Source organism: Streptomyces sp. NPDC045956 (genome assembly GCF_056430705.1).
In genome coordinates this window covers 459457-480621 of record NZ_JBWKKZ010000002.1, presented here as the reverse complement: position 1 = coordinate 480621, position 21165 = coordinate 459457, and the positions used below count along the sequence as shown (strand labels likewise).

Sequence of the window (21165 nt, the reverse complement as noted above, 5' to 3'; positions counted from 1 at the left end):
GTTTTATTTTCTTCTGATCGATCTATTGACCGTTTGAGTCAGGGCGTTCAGGATTCCCGTGTCCCGAACAGCCGTGTCCGCGCGTCCGCCGCGGACCCGCAGGAGCCGCGGGAGGCGCCATGCCCGGACGACCACCCAGCCGTCGTTCCGTACTGGCCGCGATGGCCGCCGTACCCCTGACAGGAGCCGTGAGCGCCTGCACCGGGGAAAGCGGCGCATCGTCGACCCGTACGGGCACCACCACGCGCATCACCTTCTGGTCCGCCCTGCGCGGCAGCCAGGAGGTGGTCGACGCCTTCAACCGCACGCACCGCACCGTCCAGGTGGATTTCCAGCAGATCCCCTCCGGCGGGCAGGGCGGCTACGCCAAGCTCAGCAACGCCGCCCGGGCCGGCAACGCGCCGGACGTCGCCACCATCGAGTATCCGCAGGTGCCGGGGTACGCCATCGACGGCGTCGCCCGTGACCTCACCGACCTGGTCAGCGACCGTCTGCGCCGCAGGCTGCTCCCCCAGGCGCTCGGGCTGACCACCTTCGAGGGCCGGGTGTTCAGCGTGCCGCTGGACGTCGAGCCCATGGTCATGCACTACCGCGCCGACCTCTTCGAGCACTACGGGCTGCGGGCCGCGCGCACCTGGGACGAGTTCGCCGAGCAGGCCGCCACCGTGCGCCGCAAGGCGCCCGACCGCCGGCTGGTGCTGTTCCCCACCGACGGGATGACCCAGTTCGCCTGCTACGCCTGGCAGGCGGGCGCCCAGTGGTTCGACACCTCCGGGGGTGCCTGGAACGTCTCCCTGGCCGACGCGCCGTCCAGACGGGTGGCGGAGTACTGGCAGCGGCTGATCGACCGGGACGACGTCTTCATGAACGCCGTGGAGAGCAGACAGTCCGACGCGCAGATCGGCAACGGACTCGTCCTCACCCGGCTCAGCGGCGCCTGGGACGCCGGGGCGCAGATGAACGCGCGGCCCGGGCAGAAGGGCCGGTGGCGGATCGCGCCCATGCCCCAGTGGGACGGCTCCGCCCCCTCCGCCGGCACGCACGGCGGCTCGACCTTCGCGGTCACCGAGGACAGCCGTCACCCGGAGGCCGCGATGGAGTTCATCGAGTGGCAGGTCTCCCACCCCGACGCCCTGCGCGCCCGCCTCTCCAGCGGCACCAGCAGCCAGTATCCGGCCGCTCCGGGGCTGGTCCCCGTGGGCCGCGAAGCCTTCGACCGGTCGTACTACGGCGGGCAGGACATCTACACCCTGTTCGAGCGGGAGGCCGAGAAGATCGGCGAGAACTGGTTGTGGGGTCCTCGGATGAGCGCGACCCAGAAGGTCATGCAGGACTCCTTCGCCCGCGTCGGCGGCGGCCGGGGAAGCCTCGTCGAGTCCCTGCGCACCGCCCAGGAGGGCACCATGCCCGACCTCGAGGCGCTCGGCCTGTCCACCACCCAGCACAGCACCTGAGCCGACGAAAGGCAGGTGACACCCCATGACCACGACCACCCACCCCCGGGTGCCGGCCGGCGCGTCCCGCGCCACCGTACCGGCGCCCTCCGCCTCGGGCCTGCGCGCCCGAAGAGCGGCGAAGCGGCGGCAACTGACCGCCTGCGGCGTCCTCATGACGCCCTTCTTCGCCCTGCTGGCCACCGTCTTCCTGATCCCCGTCGGCACGGCCGTGTACCTCAGCTTCTTCAGTGACGACCAGCCCGGCCTCGGTTTCGGACCCGAACGCACGGTCTTCGTCGGCCTGCGCTCCTACACGGCCGTCCTCACCGACCCCACCTTCCTGGGCGGGCTCGGCACGGTCGCGCTGTACTGCCTGATCTACATCCCGCTGATGGTGGCCCTCGCCCTAGCCCTCGCCCTGCTGCTGGACTCCGGCGTGGTCCGGCTGCGCGCCCTCGCCCAGCTCGGCCTGTTCCTGCCGCACGCGGTGCCCGGCATCATCGCGGCGCTGATCTGGCTGTACCTGTACACACCCGGCATCAGCCCGGTCATCGAACTCTTCGCCCGGGGCGACATCACGATCGACTTCCTGGGCGTGCACACGGTGATCCCGTCCATCGTGAACATCGCCCTGTGGAGCAACCTCGGCTACAACATGGTGGTCTTCTACGCGGCGCTCCAGGCCGTGCCGCGCGAGGTGATCGAGGCGTCCGTCGTGGACGGCGCGGGACCCGTGCGCACGGCGCTCCAGGTGAAGACCCCGCTGGTGCGGGCCTCCATCGTCATGGTGTCGATCTTCACCCTGATCTGGGCGCTCCAGCTCTTCACCGAGCCGATGCTGCTCAGCCAGTCGTCCCCGATGATCAACTCGCGGTTCTCGCCGAGCATGTACATCTACGACGCGGCCTTCACCCGGAACAACTACAGCCTCGCCGCGGCCGCCTCGGTGGTCCTGCTCGTCTGCACCATCGCCCTGTCCTACGGCGTCACCCGCTTCACCAGCCGCGCCGACACCGAGGAGGCCCGATGAGCGCCACCGACACCTCCCGGCCGCGCCGGGGGATGCTGGGCCGGGCGACGGTCAACGCGGTCGTCGCGATCTCCGTCCTCTACACGCTGCTGCCGGTGCTGTGGCTGGTGCTCGCCTCCACCAAGACCCGGGACGCGCTGTTCGGCAGCGACCTGCTGTCCCTGAGCGACTTCTCCTTTGGACGCAACCTCACCGACCTGTTCGCCATGGACGGCGGGCTCTACGGCCGCTGGTACGTCAACAGCCTGCTGTACGCGGTGGTGGGCGCGGCGGTCGGCGCGCTGGTGAGCGTCGCCTGCGGCTACGCCTTCGACAAGTACCGCTTCCGGCACAAGGAGAAGCTGTTCGGCCTGGTCCTGGCCGCCGTCATGGTGCCGCAGACGGTGCTCGCGCTGCCGCTGTACCTGATGGCGTCCGAGGCCGGCCTGGTCAACACCTTCTGGGCGGTGTTCGTCCCGGTGCTGTTCAACCCGTTCGGCGTCTACCTCGGCCGGATCTTCGCGCGGGGCTACGTGCCCGACGAGGTGCTGGAGGCGGCACGGGTGGACGGGGCGGGCGAGCTGACGACCTACGCCCGGGTGGCGCTGCGGATGCTCGGCCCCGGCCTGGTCACGGTCTTCCTCTTCCAGCTGACCGCGATCTGGAACAACTTCTTCCTGCCCATGGTGATGCTGTCCGACCAGGACCTGTATCCCGTCAGTCTCGGGCTGTACCAGTGGAACAGCGCGGCCTCCGTGTCGCCGGAGTACTACCCCGTGGTGATCATGGGTTCGCTGCTCGCCGTACTGCCGCTCATCCTCGCCTTCGTGCTGCTCCAGCGTTTCTGGCGCAGCGGCCTGACCGCCGGAGCCGTCAAGTGACCCCGCACGCCCCGGACTCCCCCGACCGCCGGCCCCGCCCCCGAGCCGCCGTGGCCATGTCCCCGGACGCCGCCTCGGCCGTCCTCGACCCGCAGTCGCTCGGCGCGTTCCGCCGGGTCTGCGACCTCGCGCCGCTCCCGGCGCTGGACGACCTGTCCACCCCGCGGGCCCGGGGAGTGCTGGCCGACGTCGACCTGCTGATCACCGGCTGGGGCTGTCCCCCGCTGGACGCGGACGTGCTGCGGGCCGCGCCCCGGCTGCGGGCCGTCGTGCACACGGCGGGCAGTGTCCGCGGGCACGTCACCGACGCGTGCTGGGAGCGGGGGATCGAGGTCTCCTCGGCCGCCGCGGCCAACGCGCTGCCGGTGGCCGAGTACACCCTCGCCATGATCCTGCTCACCGGCAAGCGGGTGTTCGAACGCGCCCGCGACTACCGGACGACCCGGACGCGCGGCAACTGGCTGCGCACCCCGCGCAGCGTCGGCAACCACCGCCGCACGGTGGGCATCCTGTCGGCCTCGCTGATCGGCCGCCGGGTGGTGGAGCTGCTGCGACCGCACGACGTCGAGGTCCTCCTGCACGACCCGTTCGTGAGTGACGAGGAGGCCGCCGCGCTCGGCGTCGAACGCGTCGGGCTGCGCGAGCTGTTCGCCCGTTGCGACACCGTCAGCGTGCACACCCCGCTGCTGCCCACGACGCGCGGTCTGGTCGGCCGCCCCCTGATCGACGCGATGCCGGCCGACGCGGTGCTGATCAACACCTCCCGCGGGGCCGTCGTCGACCAGGACGCGCTCACCGACGCGCTGCGGGCGGGCCGCATCCGGGCGGTGCTGGACGTCACCGATCCCGAGGCGCTGCCGCCGGACCACCCGCTGTGGGACTGCGACAACGCACTGATCACCCCGCACCTGGCCGGCTCCGAGGGCAACGAGTGGCGCAGGCTGGCCGACCTCGCGCTGGCCGAGACGACCCGCTGGGCCTCCGGTGCCGGTTTTCTCCATCCCGTACGACGCGAAAGGCTGGCGTTCCTGGCATGAGCATCCCGTTCGAACTGCCCACCGAGGACCGTGCGCTGAGCCCGTACACGGGATACACCCGCGCCCACTGGGAGGCCGTGGCGGACGGGCTCCTGTGGGCGGCCTGGCGCTGGGGCACCCCCGGGTGCGCGCTGCTCGACCTGCCGGGCCGGCCCTCGCGTTCGGGAGCGCGCTCCGACGGTCTGGAGGGCTTCGCTCGCACGTTCCTCGCTGCGGCCTTCCGCGTCGCGGGTGCCGACGGCGACGACCCGCACGGCTGGCTGGAGCGCTACGCGCGCGGTCTGGCGTCGGGCACCGGCTCCCCGGGCCGCGACGACGCCGAGTCCTGGCCGCTGATCCTCGACCACGACGTGCAGGGCCAGCCCATGGTCGAGTCGGCGTCGGTCGCGCTCGGACTGCGGCTGACCTCGCCCTGGCTGTGGAAGCACCTCGACGCGGGGGTGCAGGACCGGGTGGAGGAGTGGCTGCGGGGGGCGCTGCGGCACGTGCCGGCGCCGAACAACTGGTACCTGTTCCAGTACACGGTCGCCGGGTTCCTGGAGGCGGTCGGCCGCGGCGACGGCGAGACGGCCGCGGTCCGGGAGCGCGCGCTGGAGCTGATGGAGGGCTGGTACCGGGGCGAGGGCTGGTACGCCGACGGCGACGGCCGCGCCTTCGACCACTACAACGGCTGGGCGCTGCACCTCTACCCGGTGCTCGACGCCCATCTCGCGGGCGAGACCGGGCCGACGGCCGCCCACTTCGGGGGGCGGCTGCGCACGCACCTCGACGGCCTCGCGGCGATGTTCGGCGGGGACGGGGCGCCGCTGCACTTCGGCCGCTCCCTCACGTACCGGTTCGCCGCGTCCGCCGCCGTGGGCCTGGGCGCGGTCACCGGGCACACGCCGCTGACCCCGGGCACCTCCCGGCGGCTGGCGAGCGGCAGTCTGCGGTACTTCCTGGAGCGGGACGCGCTGACCGACGACGGGCTGCTCAGCCTCGGCTGGCACGGGCCGCACGAGGCCACCCTCCAGCCGTACTCCGGGCCGGCCTCCCCGTACTGGGCGTCGAAGGCGTTCGTGTCGCTCCTCGCCCCCGCCGGTGATCCCCTGTGGACGGCCACGGAGGAGGCCGCTCCGGTGGAGGAGGCCGACCGGGTGCTGGCCCTGCCCGCACCCGGGCTGCTGGTGCAGTCGACGCGCGGGGACGGGATCGTACGGCTGCACAACCACGGCAGCGACCATGTCCGGCCGCACGAGGGCGAGTCGGCCGCCGAGGACGACCCGCACTACGGGCGGCAGGCCTACTCCACCCGGACGGGGCCCACCGCACCGGCGAACACCGCGGACAACCACCTGTCGGTGGAGGTCGGCGGCCGGCGCAGTGTGCGCCGCCGCATCCACCCGCTCGGGGCGGGGCACGGCGACGGCTGGGGCTGGGCCGCGTCGTGGCACCGGCCGGTCTTCGCCGGCGGGCCCCCGATGGTGCCCGGCCTGCGGGTCGAGAGCGTCACGGTGGCGCGGGGGCCCTACGAGCTGCGGGTGCACCGGGTGACCGGGGCGCCGCCCGGGGCCCGCCTCACGCAGACCGGCTGGGCCACCGGCCCCGACGAGCCCCTGGTGTCGGCGCTGCACGGCCTGTACGGCTGGCACCCCGGCTCCGGGACCGTCCGCGCCCCGCAGGGCACCGCCTACGCTCCGTGGGCCGAGCTGCCCCGGCTGTCCGGCGACGCGGGCGGCACCTCCCTGCACGTGTGCGTGGCGGTGCTCAGCGGTGAGCCGGGGCCCGTACCCGCGGCGGAGGCCGTCACGGAGGTCACCGTCGACGGCGGCGCCGCGGAGGTCCTCTGGGCGGACGGCGGAGGGCGGACCCGGGTCTCCTTCGGACCGGTGCGGGTGACGCACACGGTGGGTTAGCGAGTCCGGGGGTCGCGGCGCGTCCCCGGGCCCCGACCGGCATCGCCGGTCGGGGCCTCGCCCGTGCGCGCGCCTGGGGTGGCGCGGCCCGCGGCCTCCGGTGAGGCTGGTACGGCACCGGCGAGAAGGAGCCTTCCCATGCGCGAGTCGTCCTGGTCCGTGATCGCGGCCCTGACCCTGGCGGTCCTGTGCGCCGCGCCGGCCGAGGCCGCCGTGGCGCGCGCCCTCCCCGCCGATTCCGGCGCCCCGCGGGCCGCGCGGCTTCCGGGCGACGTGACGGCGACCCAGTGCGTCCAGGGCGGCGGAGTGATCATCGTCTCGGTCGACGGGACGGGGACGGGCACCTTCACGAAGCGTTGCCAGGGCGGGACCCACGACGGCGAGACCGTCCTCTGAGCCGACCGCCTTTCGTCCCCGCACCCATGCCTTGAGTGGCGCTCGCTGGGTACGCGGTCACGGCCCACCACGGCAGTCGGTACTCGAATGTGTGCGGCCGCGCGCTGCGGTCCGCCCGGAACGGAGAAAAAGGCTGATGAGCGAGGCCAACCCCCTCAAGCGGGTAGCCCACAAGGTCACCGAGACCCTGCAGGGCGAGGGTGGCGGGCCGGCGGACGGGATCCCCGGCAAGCCGGGTCCCCAGTCGCCCCCCGTCGCCGAACCCACCGAGCCCCGGGAGCCGCTGCCCCCGAAGCCGGACCAGAGCGGCCCGGACACCGTGTCGCCGACCGGTCAGCCCACGGGAGCAGACCAGGCCCGGGTGGCGCAGTCCGGGGCCTACCTGACGAACGCTCAGGGCACCCGGCTGTACGACACCGACCACTCGCTGAAGGCGGGACCGCGCGGGCCCGTGCTGTTGCAGGACCACCACCTGCGCGAGAAGATCATGCACTTCGACCACGAGCGCATCCCGGAGCGCGTGGTGCACGCCCGCGGCGCTGGGGCGCACGGCGTCTTCCAGAGCTACGGCACGGCGGCCTCCGTGACCAAGGCCGGGTTCCTCGCCGCGGACGTCGAGACGCCGGTGTTCGTGCGGTTCTCCACGGTGGTCGGCTCCCGCGGGTCGGCGGACACCGTCCGGGACACCCGCGGCTTCGCGACGAAGTTCTACACCAGCGAAGGCGTCTTCGACCTGGTCGGCAACAACATCCCGGTCTTCTTCATCCAGGACGCCATCAAGTTCCCGGACGTCGTGCACGCCGCGAAGCCGCACCCCGACCGGGAGATCCCGCAGGCGCAGAGCGCGCACGACACGTTCTGGGACTTCGTCTCCCTGCACACCGAGGCGACCCACCACACCATCTTCTTCATGGGCGACCGCGGCATCCCGCGCTCGTACCGGATGATGGAGGGCTTCGGCGTCCACACCTTCCGGCTGGTGAACGCCGAGGGCGGCACGACGCTGGTGAAGTTCCACTGGAAGCCCAAGCTGGGCGTGCACTCCCTGGTGTGGGACGAGGCGCAGCTCATCAACGGCGTCGACCCGGACTTCCACCGCCGGGACCTGGCCGACGCCATCGAGGCGGGCGCCCACCCGCAGTGGGAGCTGGGCATCCAGACCTTCCCGGACACCCCGGACCAGACCTTCGAGGGCATCGACCTGCTGGACTCGACGAACCTGGTCCCCGAGGAGCTGGCTCCGGTGCAGCCCATCGGACTGCTGACGCTGAACCGCAACCCGTCGAACTACTTCGCCGAGACCGAGCAGGTCGCCTTCCACGTCGGTCACCTGGTGCCCGGTATCGACGTCACCGACGACCCGCTGCTCGCCGGGCGGCTGTTCTCGTACCTGGACACCCAGATCACCCGCCTGGGCGGCCCCAACTTCCCGCAGCTGCCCATCAACCGCCCCCAGGCGCCGGTCAACGACATGCTGCGCGACGGCATGCACCAGACCGCCGTGCACCGCGGTGTCGCGCCCTACCGGCCCAACACCCTGGACGGCGGCTGCCCGTTCACCGCCGGGGCCGACACCGGTGCCTTCATGGAGGTGCCGGTCAGGGTCCCCGAGGCGACCAAGGTGCGCGAGTCTCCGGAGTCGTACTCCGATCACTTCAGCCAGCCCCGCCGCTTCTGGCTGAGCATGAGCCCGGTGGAGCGCGAGCACATCATCGGCGCCTACACCTTCGAGCTGGGCAAGTGCTACGAGCAGGCCATCCGGGAGCGGACGCTCCAGGTCCTGGCCAACATCGACCCCGAGCTGTGCGCGGGCGTCGCCGAGGGCCTCGGCCTGCCCGCCCCGGAGCCGACCGTGCCGCTGGCCGACGTCGAGCCCAGCCCGGCGCTGTCCCAGGTCGGCGGGGTCTGGCCGACCGAGGGCCGGGTCGTCGGCATCGTGACGGGCGGGGCCGATCTGGAGGGTGTCACGGCGGTGCGGGAGGCCGTGCTGAGCGCCGGGATGGTGCCGCTGGTGGTGGCACCGACCGGCGGCACCATCGGCTCGGGCGAGGGCGCGCTGACCGTCCAGCGCAGCTACGTCACCGCGCGGTCCGTCGAGTTCGACGCCGTCCTGCTGGCGGGGACGCCCGACATGGGCGGCGACGCCCACACGCCGCGGGACTACAAGGCGGCCCCGACCCCCGCGGCACCCGGGACGATCGACCCGCGGGTGAGCCTGCTGGTGTCGGAGGCGTTCCGGCACGGCAAGGCGATCGGCGTCTGGGCGGGCGGCGAGGCCGCGCTCGACGCGTCGGGCGTGCCCTCGAACGCTCCCGGTGTGGTGGTCGCCGACTCCGGTACCTCGGCCCTGGAGCAGGTCACGGAGTTGATGGGCTCCCACCGGGTGTGGGAACGCTTCACCACCCCGCGGGGCTGACCCCCGCACACGCCCGCCGGGCCGGTCGCCGACGTCGGCGGCCGGCCCGGTCCGGTCAGGGGGCCAGGACCCGCAGCGCGCCGGGCAGCACCCGGGCGGTGACGGGGACCGCGGCCTCGACCTCGCCGTCGGCGCCGTAGGGGACGGCCCGGTCGGCCTCGATACGGACCTCCCGGCCCCGCAGGACCCGCACCTGGGGCCTGCGGACGTGGGCGCCCGTCCCCAGCTCGTTCATGAGGGCGAAGAACAGCCGCCGCGGCGCCTTGTGGATCATCACGACCTCCAGCAGGCCGTCGTCCACCCGGGCGGAGGGGGCTATCAGCCGGTTGAAGCCGTAGTAGCCGGAGTTGGCGGCCACCACCGTGTAGCCGGTGAACGCGTGCTCCTCCCCGTCGACGGTGACCCGGTACCGCGTCGCGCGCCAGCCGGCCACGGCCCGCAGCGCACCCGCGTAGTAGGAGGCCGTGCCGCGCAGCAGACGGGCGTTGTTGGCGTGGTGGTTGGCGAGCGCGTCGACGCCGGCGTAGACACTGCCGAGCACGACGGTGCGGTCGTGGACGGCCGAGGTGACCTCGATGGTGTCGACGGGGCGGGGCTCACCGTGCAGCAGTATCCCGGCGAGTTCGGCCGGCCCGGTGGGCAGTTCCAGGGCGCGGGCGAAGTCGTTGCCGCGGCCGGCCGGGACCAGTCCCAGCAGGCCCCCGGTGCCGCTCAGGGCGCCGCCGATGCCGCCGGCCATGCCGTCGCCGCCGACGGCGAGCACGACCCGGCCCCGCTCCCCGGCCCGCCGGGCGAGGTCCCGTGCGTGCGGGAGGCTGCGGCTGTACTCGGTCTCCAGCTCCGCGCCGGCCTCCCGCAGCAGCCGGGCCACCCCCAGCAGTGCGGCGGCCGAGGTGGCGCCGCCCGCGGTGGGGTTGACGACGGCGGTGAACTGTCGCATCGATGTGCCTCCGGGCTGACGGGTGGTGCCGGACTGTTGTCTCACGGGGCGGGGACGCCCCGGCGGGTGGGGTGCCGGCCGCGCGGGCCGGCGGGATGCGGGGCGGTCCGGTCCCCCGCCGTCCACGGCCGGGCGGCGGGGGACCGGGCCGCGGTTCAGTCGGCGGGCAGCAGGACCCCGGGGCTGAGCACTCCGGTGGGGTCCAGGCTCCGCTTGACGGCCCGCAGCGCCTCGACCCCCAGGGCGCCCGCCTCCCGCACGTACCAGTCGCGGTGGTCGGTGCCCACCCCGTGGTGGTGCGTGATGGTGCCGCCCGCGGCGAGGATCGCCTCGTTGGCCGCGTGCTTGGCCCGCGTCCAGTGCGCCACGACGTCGTCGCCCTGCGCCGAGACGACGGTGAAATACAGCGAGGCGCCGTTCTCGTACACGTGCGAGATGTGGCACATCACCAGGGGCGGTGTGCCGGCGCCGGTGAGGGTGCCGGTGAGCGCGTCGCGGACGGCCGCGTACAGCTCGGGGAGGCGGGACCAGAAGGTCGCCGTCTCCAGGGTCTCGGCGAGCGCCCCCGCGTCGAGCAGGGAGTCGCGCAGGTACGGCGCCGAGTAGCGGCCGTGGGCCCAGCGCTCCCCCGGTTCCGCTCCGGCGAAGGTGCCGCCGCACGCGTGCAGCACCTCTGCGGCACCCTCGCGGCGGTAGGTGGTGTCCTCCTCCGTCCCCTCGAAGCCGACGACCGCCAGGCACCCGGCGTCCTGCCCGGCGAGGGAGGCGCCGATCGCGTCGGGCTGGGCGAGGCCGATCAGCGTCTCGGTCTCGTCGGAGAGCCGCAGCACCGTGGGACGCGGGCCGTCCTGGGCGAGGCGGCGCAGGGCTGCGGCGCCCTCCTCGAAGGAGGCGAAGCGCCAGCCCTCGTAGCGGCGGACCCGCGGCACGGGCCGCACCCGCACGGTGACCGAGGTGATGACGCCGAAGGCGCCCTCCGAGCCCATCACGAGCTGGCGCAGGTCGGGGCCGGCCGCCGAGCGCGGGGCACGGCCGGTGTCCAGGGTGCCCTCGGGGGTGGCGAGCGTGAGACCCAGGACCATCTCGTCGAAGCGTCCGTAGCCGGCGGAGGCCTGACCGCTGGAGCGGGTCGCGGCGAAGCCGCCGATGGTGGCCCACTCGTAGGACTGGGGGAAGTGGCCGAGCGTCCAGCCGCGTTCGGCGAGGAGCGCCTCGGCCTCGGGTGCGCGCAGGCCCGGTTGCAGGATGGCGGTGCGGGAGGTCTCATCGAGGTCGAGCAGGCGGTTCATGCGGCGCAGGTCGAGGGCGACGAAGCCGCCGCGCCGGGCGGGGGCGAGGCCGCCGACGACGGAGGTTCCACCGCCGAAGGGGACGAGGGCCAGACCGTGCGCGGCGCACGCCCCCAGCACGGCGAGCACCTCCTCGTGGGCGGCCGGCAGGACGACGGCGGCCGGGGTGTCGGCGGTGTCGCCGGCCCGCATCCGCAGCAGGTCGGGGGTGGACTTGCCGCGGGTGTGCCGGATGCGGCTGTCCGCGTCCGTACGCACGTGCGCGGGGCCGCCGACGGCGTCCTCCAGCGCCCGTCGGGCGGCCTCGTCCAGCGGCGGGGCGGGGACGTCGATCTCCTCCAGCGGTACCGAGGCCGCCTCGCGCGGTTTGACGCCGAGCAGCTCGCGCAGCAGTCCGGTCACCGTGTCGGGCAGCGCCGTCGCCCTGGCCGGGTCGCCCCAGCCGTTCCAGAGCATGTCCATTGCCTGTCGTCCTCACGGTCGGTTCGGGGGATGCCGTCTGCGCGGCCTCACGGGCGTTACACTGTTACACATGACGCCTAACCGTCACAACAACGCGGGCCGACCGAACACCTCGGACAACGACACGGTGCTGGACGCCGTGCGCGACTGCGTGCTCGCCGTCGGGGTCCGCCGCACGACGATGACCGACGTCGCCCGCCGTGCCGGGGTCTCCCGGATGACGCTCTACCGGCGCTGGCCCGACGTGCGGTCGCTGGTCGGCGATCTGATGACCCGGGAGTGGATCGCGGTGGCCACCGGGGCCATCCCGGCTCCCCGCCCCGGTGTCGGCACGCGCGCGCGTGTCGTCGAGGGCCTGGTGACCGGGATCGAGGCGTTCCGCGCCCACCCGCTCTTCACCAAGATCGTCGACGTGGACCCGGAGCTGCTCCTGCCGTACGTCCTCGACCGGCGCGGAGCGAGCCAGGAGGCCCTGCTGGAGCTGCTGGCCGACGCGCTCGGCGAGGGCCACGCCGACGGGTCGGTGCGCCCGGCCCACCCCGGGCGGCAGGCCCGTTCGCTGCTGCTGATCGTCCAGTCCTTCGCACTGTCGCTGCGGACCATGACCGACGAGGACGACGCCGAGCTGACCTCCGCGGCCCTCCTCGCGGAGCTGCGCACCATCCTGGAGAGGACCCTCACGCCATGAGCCCGACCAGCAGCCCCGACGCCGGGGCCTCCCTGTCCGCCGCCCGCCGCTCGCGCGAGCTGGCCGACGCCGTCGGCGGTCCCCGCGTGGACGTCCTGGTCGTCGGGCTCGGCGCGACCGGCGCCGGCGTGGCCCTGGACGCCGCGGCCCGCGGGCTGAGCGTCGTCGCGGTGGACGCCCACGACCTGGCCTTCGGCACCTCCCGCTGGAGCTCCAAGCTCGTCCACGGCGGCCTGCGCTACCTCGCCTCCGCCCAGCTCGACGTCGCGCACGAGAGCGCGGTGGAGCGCGGCGTGCTGATGGAGCGCACGGCTCCGCACCTGGTGCACGCCCAGCCGTTCGTGCTGCCGCTGACGCCCATGGTCTCCCGCGGTCAGGCCGCACTGGCGTGGGCCGGGTTCCGGGCCGGCGACACCCTGCGCCTGGCGGCGCGCACGGCCCGGGCCACGCTGCCCGCGCCGCGTCGGCTCTCCGCGGTGGAGACCCGCCACCTCGCCCCGGCGCTCCGCTCCGACCGGCTGCGCGGCGGCCTGCTCTCCTGGGACGGCCGGCTCACCGACGACGCCCGGCTGGTGACCGCCCTCGCCCGGACCGCCGCCGCGCGCGGTGCCCGCGTCCTGACCCGTGTCCGGGCGCTGGAGCTGACCACGTCCGGTGCCCGGGTGCGCGACGAACTCACCGGCGAGGAGGGCCACGTCCGTGCCCGCGCGGTGATCAACGCCTCCGGGGTGTGGGCCGGTGACCTCGTGGACGGCATCCGGGTCCGGCCCTCGCGCGGCACCCATCTCGTCCTGCGCTCCGACCGGATCGGCCCGCTCCCGGCGGGGCTGCACGTGCCCGTCCCCGGCGAGACCAACCGCTTCGTCCTCGTCCTGCCCCAGGGCGACGGCCGGGTCTACGTCGGGCTGACCGACGAGCCCGTCGACGGGGACGTGCCCGACGTCCCCGAGGTGCCCGAGACCGACGTCGGCTTCCTGCTCGACGTGCTCGGTTCCGTACTGGACGTGCCCGTCCGGCGCGAGGACGTGGTGGGCGCCTTCGCGGGGCTGCGTCCCCTGCTGGACACCACCCCCGCGGACCGGCCCGGCGCCGGGCCCCGCACGGCGGACGTCTCACGCCGGCACGCCGTGCTCACCTCGTCGGAGGGCGTGATCACCGTGGTCGGCGGCAAGCTCACCACGTACCGGCGCATGGCCGAGGACGCCGTGGACGCCGCCGTCGCCGCCCGCCGGCTCGGTGCCGGTCCGTCGCCCACCGCCGGCCTGCCGCTGGTCGGCGCCGCCGCGCCGCACGTCCTGGCGGGGCTGCGGGCGCCGGGCCGGCTGGTGCGGCGCTACGGCACCGAGGCACCCGCCGTCCAGGCCCTCGCAGCCCTGGACGCCCGGCTCGGCGCGCGGGTACTGCCGGACCACCCCGTCACCGGCGCCGAGCTGGTCTGGGCGCTGCGCCACGAGGGCGCGCTGGACGAGTCCGACCTGCTGGACCGGCGCACCCGCATCGGGCTGGTGCCCGAGGACCGCGACGCGGCACTGGACGCCGTACGCGCTCTCGTCGGCGAGGCCGCGGCGGGGCGGAGCTGAGAGACGGCCGGGCGCGGCGTGCGGGCCGGCCGGGTCAGCCGTCCTGGACGGCCTTGCGGACCTTCGCCTCGATCTTGTGCCGGGACTGACCCTCCTCCTTGACGTACTCCGTCATCGCGGTCTGCGCGTCCCGGTCCAGGTCGCGCCAGGCCCGTACGGCCGTCTCGTAGGTGTGCGACTGCCGTGCGGTCCACTGATGCTGCGTGGGAGGCCCGTACGAGTCCCGCAGTTCCTCGACCCGGTGCTGTGCCAGGTCCGCCGCGCGACGCTTGTGCACGAGCTCCTCGAAAGTGTGAGCCACCACACCTCGACCGTAGTCAGCGGAGCGCTGTCGCGCGCGTCGAGGCCGTCCCGGCCCGTCCTGGCGGTGTTCGGTCCGCACAAGAAGCCCACACGGGCCCCCGCGGGCCTTAACATCAAGCCACCGAAGACGGCCGGGCATATGCGAGAGGTGAGGGAAGCGTGGCGGACATCGAGGGAGCGGCAGTACCGGAGCGGCTGCTGATCACCCGTACCACCACGGGCGACGGTGTCAGCATCGTCATCCTCGCCGGTGAGGTCGATCTCGACGGCAGCGGTCAGCTCCGCGACGTCCTGCTCTCCTGCGTGCAGTCGGCGCCGGGCACGGTGGTCGACTTCGGCGAGGTGGCCTTCCTGGACTCCAGCGGGATCAACGTGCTCATCACCGCCCACCAGGCCGCCGAGGCCCGCGGCGTCTGGTTCCGGATCGCCGCGCCGCAGTACGCCGTCGAGCGCGTGCTCCAGCTCGTGGGCGTCGACACGCTCATCGGCTGCTTCCCGACCGTCGAGCAGGCCCTGGCCGCCTGAGGCCGGGAGGGCGTCAGCGCAGCGGCAGGCGCGCGTACACGGTCTTGCCGGTCGCGTGCGGCTTGGTGATGACCTCGTCGCACAGCCGCGTCACGATCTCCAGACCGTGCCGGCCCACCCGCAGCGGATCGCGCGGCAGGAACGTGGGAAAGCCCTCCCCCGTGTCCGACACCGCGATCTCCACGCTCTCGTCCACCAGGGTCAGCTCCAGCCGGCAGGGACCGGGAGCGTGCCGCAGCGCGTTGGTCACCAGCTCGCTGGCGACCAGGCGGGCGGCGTCCAGGAAGGTGTCGGCCGGTTCGACGCCCTGGTCGGCGAGTCTCGCGACGAAGCCGTGCACGACGTCCCGGGAGGCCGGGATCATCGCGGAACCGCCCCTGAACTCCACGACCGTGGACACGACCGAAACGTCCGCGGCATCGGGTCTGCGCGCCGGAGTCATACCGAGCCTCACCGTCCGGTCCGGGGCCGAGTAGGGGAAGCGCGGGCCCCGGCCCTTCACGATACGCACCGGGACGGTTTCCACGATCCCTTTGCCCCAACTTCCGCCGGACGCGCCGCCTTTCGGACAAGCGCGGACCGAGTGCACCGCGAGGAGCACCCCACCCGGTCGCCTGCGGGCACCGCGAGGAGGCGCACCGGACCGCCGGACCGGACGCCGTCGCGGCCACCCGTGCGGGTCCGACGGGGTGCGCCACCCCCGCGCCGTGGCGCATTCTGGCTGTGTCGCCCGCGTGACGGCACACGGACGAGGTGGGGCCCATGAAGGCAGGCGCCGAGGACGCAGACCGGATGCCCGCGAGGCTGACGGCGCTGCTCATCGACGCCTCCTCCCGGGCGATCAGCGCGACCACGGGCCATGCGGGCGGGGTCTATCTCCCCTCCCGGACGCCCGGCCTGCTGCGGCTGGCCGTCCTCGCCGGCCTCCCGGGGCCGCTGTTCCGGCCCTGGTGGCGGCTGCACGCCGACAGTCCGTTCCCCGTGGCCGACGCCTTCCGGCTGGGCGTGCGGGTGGTGCTGCCCAACGCCACCGAGACGATGCGCCGCTATCCGCAGTTCGCCGCCGGGCTGCCCTTCCCCTTCGGGTCTCTTTACGTGCCCGTCGCCGGCGCGGCACGGACCTACGGCGTCCTGACCGTCCTGCGCCCCACCGCCTCGGACACCGCCGAGGTGGTGGAGGGTGCGGAACGGATGGAAGGGCTGGCTCGGGACCTGGGCGCGGCGCTGGAGGCGCTGGACGGCGGCCGCGACGCGCCGGTCGTCTGGGACGGCGATCCCCTGTGCGTCCGGCCGCCCGCCTCCGTACGCCGTCCGCAGCGGGCCGGGAGCTTCGCCTGGGACCCGGCGACCGGCACCGTCGTCGTCGACGAGCCGCTGCGCGTCCTGCTCGGCCTGGCGCGGGCCGCCGAGGGACCCGCCACGCTCGACGCGCTGACCCGCGCCCTCGCGCCCGACGACGGGCACCGGGTCAGCGCGGCGCTGCGTCAGACGGCCGAGGGCCTGCCGCCCCCGCTCCCCCTGCACGTGCGGGCCGCGGACGGGGCTCCGCTCCTGGTGGAGCTGTGGCGTCCGCAGGGCGCGCCGGCCGGGACGGTACGCGGCGCCGTGCGCGACCCGTCCTCCGGCACGGTGGCCGACGCCGCGGCCGACCTGCTGCCGGACGGCGTGCTCTGCATGGACCGCCTGGGCACCGTCGTCTACGCCAACCGGCGCGCCGCCGAGCTGCTGGGCCGGCCACGGGCACGGCTGCACGGCCACTCCCTGTGGGAGGCCCTGCCCTGGCTCGACCAGACCGCGTACGAGGACCACCTGCGCGGCGCCCTGCTCTCCCCCGAGCCGGTCCGCTTCCACGTCCGGCGCCCGCCCGACGGCAGCCGCCGGTCCGCGCCGCAGCCCTACGAGGGCGACTGGCTCGCCGTCTCGGTGCATCCCGGCCCGGACCTCCTGACCGTCGCGCTCCGCCCGGCCAACCGGGTCGCCGACGCGTCCGCCGGTCCCCCGCCCCGGCCCGGCGCACCGGAGCCGCCGCTCCACGCCGACGCCCCCGCACCGGCCCTCGCCGCCGGTACGGCGCCGGTGTACCGCCCCATCGTCCTGGCCGTGGCGCTGACCGAGGCGGTGACCGCGCGGCAGGTGTCCGCCGTGGTCGTGCGGGAACTGCTGCCGGCATTCGGCGGCCGCCGCCTCGCCATCTACCTGCTCCAGGACCGGCACCTCCACCTGGCGTGGGAGACCGGCTTCCCGCCGGGGTTCCTCGCCCCCTTCGAGGGGGTGGCCCTGGACGCCAGGCTGCCCGGTGTCGAGACGCTGACCAGCGGTCGGCCGCTCTTCTTCGACTCGATGCAGGCCCTGGCCACCGCGTACCCGGGCATCCCGCTGGACGCCACGGAGGGCGCCCGCGCCTTCCTGCCGCTGATCGCCTCCGGGCGGCCGGTCGGCTCGTGCATCCTGGGCTTCGACCGCGCCCGCAGCTTCGGCAGCGAGGAGCGCACGGTGCTCACCGCCCTGGCCGGGGTGATCGCCCAGGCGATGGAACGGGCCCGGCGCTACGAGTCGGAGACCGCGCTGGCCCGGGGGTTGCAGCGGGCGCTGCTGCCCCGGCGGCTGCCGGCGCACCCCCTGCTGGAGACCGCCGGACGCTACCTGCCCGGGACCCAGGGCATGGACGTGGGCGGGGACTGGTACGACGTCGTCGCCTCGGGTGACGGCATGGCGCTGGTCATCGGCGACGTGCAGGGGCACGGCGTGCAGGCGGCGGCCACCATGGGGCAGCTGCGCAGCGCCGTGCGCGCCTTCGCCCTCGACGACCGCCCGCCCGACGAGGTGCTGAGCGGGGTGAACCATCTGCTGACCGATCTCGACCCGGGCCTCTTCGCGAGCTGCTGCTGCCTCCGGCTGGACCCGGTCACCGGACGGGTCCGCGCGGCCCGCGCGGGGCATCCGCCGCCCCTGCTGCGCCACCCGGACGGACGCACCGAGGCCCTGGACCTGCCCGGCGGTGTGGTGCTCGGCGTGGATCCGGGCGCCCGGTACCCGCTCACGGAGTTCCGGGCCGAGCCCGGCGCCGTGCTCGCGCTCTACACGGACGGGCTGGTGGAGCGGCCCGGCACCGACATCGACGAGGGCATCGCCGCGCTCGGGCGCGCCCTGGCCAGGGCCGGCGCGCCCCAGGTGCGACCGGGGAGCCGTTGGCTGGCGGGCGTCGCCGACCGGCTCATCGTCACCGCCCGCCACACCACGGACCGCCCCGACGACACCGCCCTGCTGCTCGCCACCCGCCGCCACCCGGGCGACCGCCGGTGAGCGCGGCTCCCGCTCCCGCCGCCCGTCCCGTCACAGGGGGTGCCCCTCGCCTCCTGGGGCCCGGCAGTGTAGACATGGGCACATGGTCCGACTGATGGGTCGATCGGGAGAGCGGTCACCCCGTCGTCCCAGCGGTCCGCCCGCCCGGCAGCGGCGAGACGCGGACCGGCCGCGGCGGGGAGAGGACACGGGGCGGCGGCGTGCCGCGGCCCTGCGTTCGGCCCTGTCCGGACGCAGCGTCGCCGGCCAGGTCTTCGCCATGAACGTGGCGATCGTGCTGCTGCTCGTGGTCGCCGCCGCCGTCGCGCTGGTGCTCCAGGGACGGCACGACAGCGAGGTGGAGGCCCGCAACCGCTCGGTCTCCGTCGCCGCGACGTTCGCGAACTCCCCCGGCATCCGTGAGGCGCTGCGCTCCCCCGACCCCACCGCGGTCCTCCAGCCGCGGGCGGAGGCCACGCGTGAGGCGACCGGCGTGGACTTCGTCGTCGTCATGAACACCGACGGGATCCGCTACACCCATCCCAGGCCCGACCGGATCGGCAAGCAGTTCGTGGGGGACATCGGCCCCGCGCTGGCCGGGGAGACGGTGACCGAGGAGATAGAGGGGACCATCGGCCCGCTGGTGCAGGCGGTGGTCCCCGTCGAGGCGGACGACGGCACGGTCGTGGGCCTCGTGTCGGCCGGCATCACGACGGAGAACGTGGGCGGCGTCGCGGACCGGCAACTGCCGCTGGTGCTGACCGCGGCGGCCGTCGGCCTCGCGCTGGCCACCGGCGGCACGGCGCTCGTCAGCCGGCGCCTGCTGCGGCAGACGCACGGCCTGGGCCCGCACGAGATGACCCGGATGTACGAACACCACGACGCGGTCCTGCACAGCGTCCGGGAAGGCGTGCTCATCGTCGGCGGGGAGGGCCGGCTGGTACTCGCCAACGACGAGGCGCAGCGCCTGCTCGACCTGCCGCCCGACGCCGAGGGGCGCCACGTCCGCGAGCTGGGCCTCCCGGCCGACACGGCCGAGCTGCTGGCCTCCGGACGCGTCGCCACCGACGAGGTCCACCTGGTCAAGGACCGCTTGCTGGCGGTCAACCAGCGGCCCACGGACGTACGGGGCGGCCCGGCCGGCAGCGTCGCCACCCTCCGCGACTCCACCGAGCTGCGGGCCCTGTCCGGCCGGGCCGAGACCGCCCGGGAACGCCTGGACATCCTGTACGCGGCCGGCGTGGCCATCGGCACCAGCCTCGACGTGGGCCGGACCGCGGAGGAACTGGCGGAGCTGGCCGTGCCCCGGTTCGCGGACTACGTGAGCGTGGACCTGTTCGACACCGTGCTGGCGGGCGGTCAGCCGGAGGGGGTGACCCCGCTGCGCCGCACCGCGCTCAGCGGCGTCCGCCAGGAGGTCCCCCTCTACCCGGTGGGCCGGCAGCTGCGGTTCGTGGCGTCCTCCCCGCAGGGCCGGTCCCTGGACACCGGGCGGCCCGTCCTGGAGCCCCGCCTCGGCGAGGCCCCCGGCTGGCAGGCCCAGGACCTCGAACGCTCCGCGCAGGTCGTGGAGTACGGCGTCCACTCGCTGATCACCGTGCCGCTGCGCGCGGGAGCCCTGGTGCTCGGGGTGGTCAGCTTCTGGCGTTCGGAGAAGGCCGAGCCCTTCGACGAGGACGAGCTGGCCCTGGCCGAGGAGCTGGTCACGCGGGCCGCGGTCTCCATCGACAACGCGCGCCGCTACACGCGCGAGCACAGCATGGCGGTGACCCTCCAGCGCAGTCTGCTGCCCCGCAGGCTGCCCGACCAGAACGCCCTGGACGTCGCCTACCGGTACCTGCCGGCGCAGGCGGGGGTCGGTGGGGACTGGTTCGACGTGCTGCCGCTGTCGGGCGCCCGCGTGGCGCTCGTGGTCGGCGACGTCGTCGGGCACGGGCTGCACGCCGCGGCCACCATGGGGCGGCTGCGGACGGCGGTGCACAACTTCGCCTCCCTCGACCTGCCGCCCGACGAACTGCTCGGTCTGCTGGACGAGCTGGTCAACCGCATCGACCAGGACGAGACGGCCGACGACGGCAGCGCCCCGGTCACCGGCGCGACCTGCCTCTACGCGATCTACGACCCGGTCTCGCGCACCTGCGTGATGGCCCGCGCGGGCCATCCGCCGCCCGCCCTGGTCCGGCCCGACGGGGGCGTCGAGTTCCCCGAGGTGTCCGCCGGTCCGCCGCTGGGCCTGGGCGGCCTCCCGTTCGAGACGACCGAACTGCGCCTGGCGGAGGGCAGCCGGCTGGTGCTGTACACCGACGGGCTGGTGGAGGACCGGGAGCACGACATCGACGTCGGTCTCGAACACCTGCGGCGGGCGCTGGAGACGGCCGGTGCGTCGCCCGAGGAGACCTGCCGGGCCGTTCTCGACGCCCGGCTGCCCGACCGGCCGGGTGACGACATCGCCCTGCTGGTCGCCCGCACCCGCGCGCTCGGTCCCGACCGGGTCGCCGAGTGGCAGGTCCCGAACGACCCGGCGGCGGTCGGCGAGGTGCGGGCCGAGGTCACGCGCCGGCTGGCCGAGTGGGGGCTGGACGAGCTGGCGTTCACGACGGAGCTGATCCTCAGCGAGCTGGTCACCAACGCGATCCGGTACGGCGGCGAGACCGTGCAGGTCAGGGTGCTGCACGACCGCAGCCTGATCTGCGAGGTGTTCGACAGCAGCAGCACCTCGCCGCACCTGCGCTACGCGGCCATGACGGACGAGGGCGGGCGCGGCCTGTTCCTCGTCGCGCAGCTCGCCGAGCGCTGGGGGACGCGCTACACGCCGGCCGGGAAGGTCATCTGGGCGGAACAGCCGGTGCCCTGACGGCCGCCGCACTCCGCGCGACCCCGGTACGGCGCCCCTCGCGGGCGTCCCCCGCACGACGACGCGGGCCGCGGGGGAGGGGGGGGGGTGGGCAGGGCGGACGGGTTCTGCGGTTGGTTCTGACCCAAGCCCCGGAACACTTCCTCTATTTTCCTGTGCGGAACAAACCCCT

Annotated in this window: 16 protein-coding genes; 12 read left to right on the top strand and 4 right to left on the bottom strand. The window is 74.5% G+C overall.

Annotated features, from left to right (window positions below; all coding sequences use genetic code 11):
* Nucleotides 1-119 precede the first annotated feature (119 nt).
* The 7 genes from AC07FV_RS07875 (at nucleotide 120) to AC07FV_RS07845 (ending at nucleotide 9070) form a co-directional block, all read left to right on the top strand.
* Complete coding sequence (locus tag AC07FV_RS07875) at nucleotides 120-1454, top strand: ABC transporter substrate-binding protein (protein ID WP_479085461.1); 1335 nt, start codon at nucleotides 120-122, stop codon at nucleotides 1452-1454.
* A gap of 25 nt (nucleotides 1455-1479) precedes the next feature.
* Complete coding sequence (locus AC07FV_RS07870; protein ID WP_479085459.1) at nucleotides 1480-2466, top strand: carbohydrate ABC transporter permease; 987 nt, start codon at nucleotides 1480-1482, stop codon at nucleotides 2464-2466.
* Complete coding sequence (locus AC07FV_RS07865) at nucleotides 2463-3326, top strand: carbohydrate ABC transporter permease (protein ID WP_479085458.1); 864 nt, start codon at nucleotides 2463-2465, stop codon at nucleotides 3324-3326. The genes AC07FV_RS07870 and AC07FV_RS07865 overlap by 4 nt, the downstream gene beginning before the upstream one ends.
* Before the next feature lie 56 nt (nucleotides 3327-3382).
* On the top strand, nucleotides 3383-4363 hold the full coding sequence (locus tag AC07FV_RS07860) for a hydroxyacid dehydrogenase (protein ID WP_479085783.1): 981 nt from the start codon (nucleotides 3383-3385) through the stop codon (nucleotides 4361-4363).
* Complete coding sequence (locus AC07FV_RS07855; RefSeq protein WP_479085457.1) at nucleotides 4360-6258, top strand: DUF2264 domain-containing protein; 1899 nt, start codon at nucleotides 4360-4362, stop codon at nucleotides 6256-6258. Before AC07FV_RS07860 ends, AC07FV_RS07855 begins: the two co-directional genes overlap by 4 nt.
* A 138-nt stretch (nucleotides 6259-6396) precedes the next feature.
* Nucleotides 6397-6654, top strand: coding sequence for a hypothetical protein (locus AC07FV_RS07850; RefSeq protein ID WP_479085455.1), 258 nt, complete (start codon nucleotides 6397-6399; stop codon nucleotides 6652-6654).
* Between the two features lie 136 nt (nucleotides 6655-6790).
* Complete coding sequence (locus AC07FV_RS07845) at nucleotides 6791-9070, top strand: catalase (protein WP_479085453.1); 2280 nt, start codon at nucleotides 6791-6793, stop codon at nucleotides 9068-9070.
* A gap of 55 nt (nucleotides 9071-9125) precedes the next feature.
* Here the strand turns inward: AC07FV_RS07845 and AC07FV_RS07840 are convergent, their stop codons facing one another.
* Nucleotides 9126-10010, bottom strand: coding sequence for a diacylglycerol kinase family protein (locus AC07FV_RS07840; protein WP_479085451.1), 885 nt, complete (start codon nucleotides 10008-10010; stop codon nucleotides 9126-9128).
* A gap of 155 nt (nucleotides 10011-10165) precedes the next feature.
* Nucleotides 10166-11761, bottom strand: coding sequence for an FAD-binding oxidoreductase (locus AC07FV_RS07835; protein WP_479085450.1), 1596 nt, complete (start codon nucleotides 11759-11761; stop codon nucleotides 10166-10168).
* A gap of 70 nt (nucleotides 11762-11831) precedes the next feature.
* On the opposite strand from AC07FV_RS07835, the gene AC07FV_RS07830 reads away from it, so the two are divergent.
* Both AC07FV_RS07830 and AC07FV_RS07825 read left to right on the top strand, forming a co-directional pair.
* Entirely contained in the window at nucleotides 11832-12449 is a 618-nt protein-coding gene (locus tag AC07FV_RS07830) for a TetR/AcrR family transcriptional regulator (RefSeq protein ID WP_479085448.1), read from the top strand.
* Nucleotides 12446-14029 (top strand): glycerol-3-phosphate dehydrogenase/oxidase, encoded by a 1584-nt coding sequence (locus AC07FV_RS07825; protein WP_479085446.1) that lies wholly within the window; start codon nucleotides 12446-12448, stop codon nucleotides 14027-14029. The genes AC07FV_RS07830 and AC07FV_RS07825 overlap by 4 nt, the downstream gene beginning before the upstream one ends.
* 34 nt (nucleotides 14030-14063) lie before the next feature.
* On the opposite strand, the gene AC07FV_RS07820 is transcribed toward AC07FV_RS07825, so the two are convergent.
* Nucleotides 14064-14330 carry a hypothetical protein gene (locus AC07FV_RS07820; RefSeq protein WP_063483927.1) on the bottom strand — a complete coding sequence of 89 codons (267 nt, stop codon included), beginning with the start codon at nucleotides 14328-14330 and terminating at the stop codon, nucleotides 14064-14066.
* A gap of 161 nt (nucleotides 14331-14491) precedes the next feature.
* Here AC07FV_RS07820 and AC07FV_RS07815 point away from each other — a divergent pair, with 161 nt between their 5' ends.
* The gene (locus tag AC07FV_RS07815) at nucleotides 14492-14857 is read left to right on the top strand and encodes an STAS domain-containing protein (protein ID WP_479085445.1); all 366 of its coding nucleotides are present in this window, start codon (nucleotides 14492-14494) and stop codon (nucleotides 14855-14857) included.
* A 13-nt stretch (nucleotides 14858-14870) separates the two neighbouring features.
* Here AC07FV_RS07815 and AC07FV_RS07810 read toward each other — a convergent pair whose 3' ends face one another.
* Entirely contained in the window at nucleotides 14871-15257 is a 387-nt protein-coding gene (locus AC07FV_RS07810) for an ATP-binding protein (RefSeq protein ID WP_479085444.1), read from the bottom strand.
* 362 nt (nucleotides 15258-15619) lie between these two features.
* Here AC07FV_RS07810 and AC07FV_RS07805 point away from each other — a divergent pair, with 362 nt between their 5' ends.
* Together AC07FV_RS07805 and AC07FV_RS07800 are read left to right on the top strand one after the other, a co-directional pair.
* Nucleotides 15620-18160 (top strand): SpoIIE family protein phosphatase, encoded by a 2541-nt coding sequence (locus tag AC07FV_RS07805; protein ID WP_479085442.1) that lies wholly within the window; start codon nucleotides 15620-15622, stop codon nucleotides 18158-18160.
* A 94-nt stretch (nucleotides 18161-18254) separates the two neighbouring features.
* Complete coding sequence (locus tag AC07FV_RS07800) at nucleotides 18255-20993, top strand: SpoIIE family protein phosphatase (protein ID WP_479085440.1); 2739 nt, start codon at nucleotides 18255-18257, stop codon at nucleotides 20991-20993.
* The last annotated feature ends 172 nt before the right edge of the window (nucleotides 20994-21165 follow it).

Excerpts from the sequence above, each read along its gene's own strand:
- AC07FV_RS07875 (WP_479085461.1), top strand. The coding sequence starts at position 120 with ATGCCCGGACGACCACCCAGCCGTCGTTCCGTACTGGCCGCGATGGCC.
- AC07FV_RS07870 (WP_479085459.1), top strand. The coding sequence starts at position 1,480 with ATGACCACGACCACCCACCCCCGGGTGCCGGCCGGCGCGTCCCGCGCC.
- AC07FV_RS07865 (WP_479085458.1), top strand. The coding sequence starts at position 2,463 with ATGAGCGCCACCGACACCTCCCGGCCGCGCCGGGGGATGCTGGGCCGG.
- AC07FV_RS07860 (WP_479085783.1), top strand. The coding sequence starts at position 3,383 with ATGTCCCCGGACGCCGCCTCGGCCGTCCTCGACCCGCAGTCGCTCGGC.
- AC07FV_RS07855 (WP_479085457.1), top strand. The coding sequence starts at position 4,360 with ATGAGCATCCCGTTCGAACTGCCCACCGAGGACCGTGCGCTGAGCCCG.
- AC07FV_RS07850 (WP_479085455.1), top strand. The coding sequence starts at position 6,397 with ATGCGCGAGTCGTCCTGGTCCGTGATCGCGGCCCTGACCCTGGCGGTC.
- AC07FV_RS07845 (WP_479085453.1), top strand. The coding sequence starts at position 6,791 with ATGAGCGAGGCCAACCCCCTCAAGCGGGTAGCCCACAAGGTCACCGAG.
- AC07FV_RS07840 (WP_479085451.1), bottom strand. The coding sequence starts at position 10,010 with ATGCGACAGTTCACCGCCGTCGTCAACCCCACCGCGGGCGGCGCCACC.
- AC07FV_RS07835 (WP_479085450.1), bottom strand. The coding sequence starts at position 11,761 with ATGGACATGCTCTGGAACGGCTGGGGCGACCCGGCCAGGGCGACGGCG.
- AC07FV_RS07830 (WP_479085448.1), top strand. The coding sequence starts at position 11,832 with ATGACGCCTAACCGTCACAACAACGCGGGCCGACCGAACACCTCGGAC.
- AC07FV_RS07825 (WP_479085446.1), top strand. The coding sequence starts at position 12,446 with ATGAGCCCGACCAGCAGCCCCGACGCCGGGGCCTCCCTGTCCGCCGCC.
- AC07FV_RS07805 (WP_479085442.1), top strand. The coding sequence starts at position 15,620 with ATGAAGGCAGGCGCCGAGGACGCAGACCGGATGCCCGCGAGGCTGACG.
- AC07FV_RS07800 (WP_479085440.1), top strand. The coding sequence starts at position 18,255 with ATGGGTCGATCGGGAGAGCGGTCACCCCGTCGTCCCAGCGGTCCGCCC.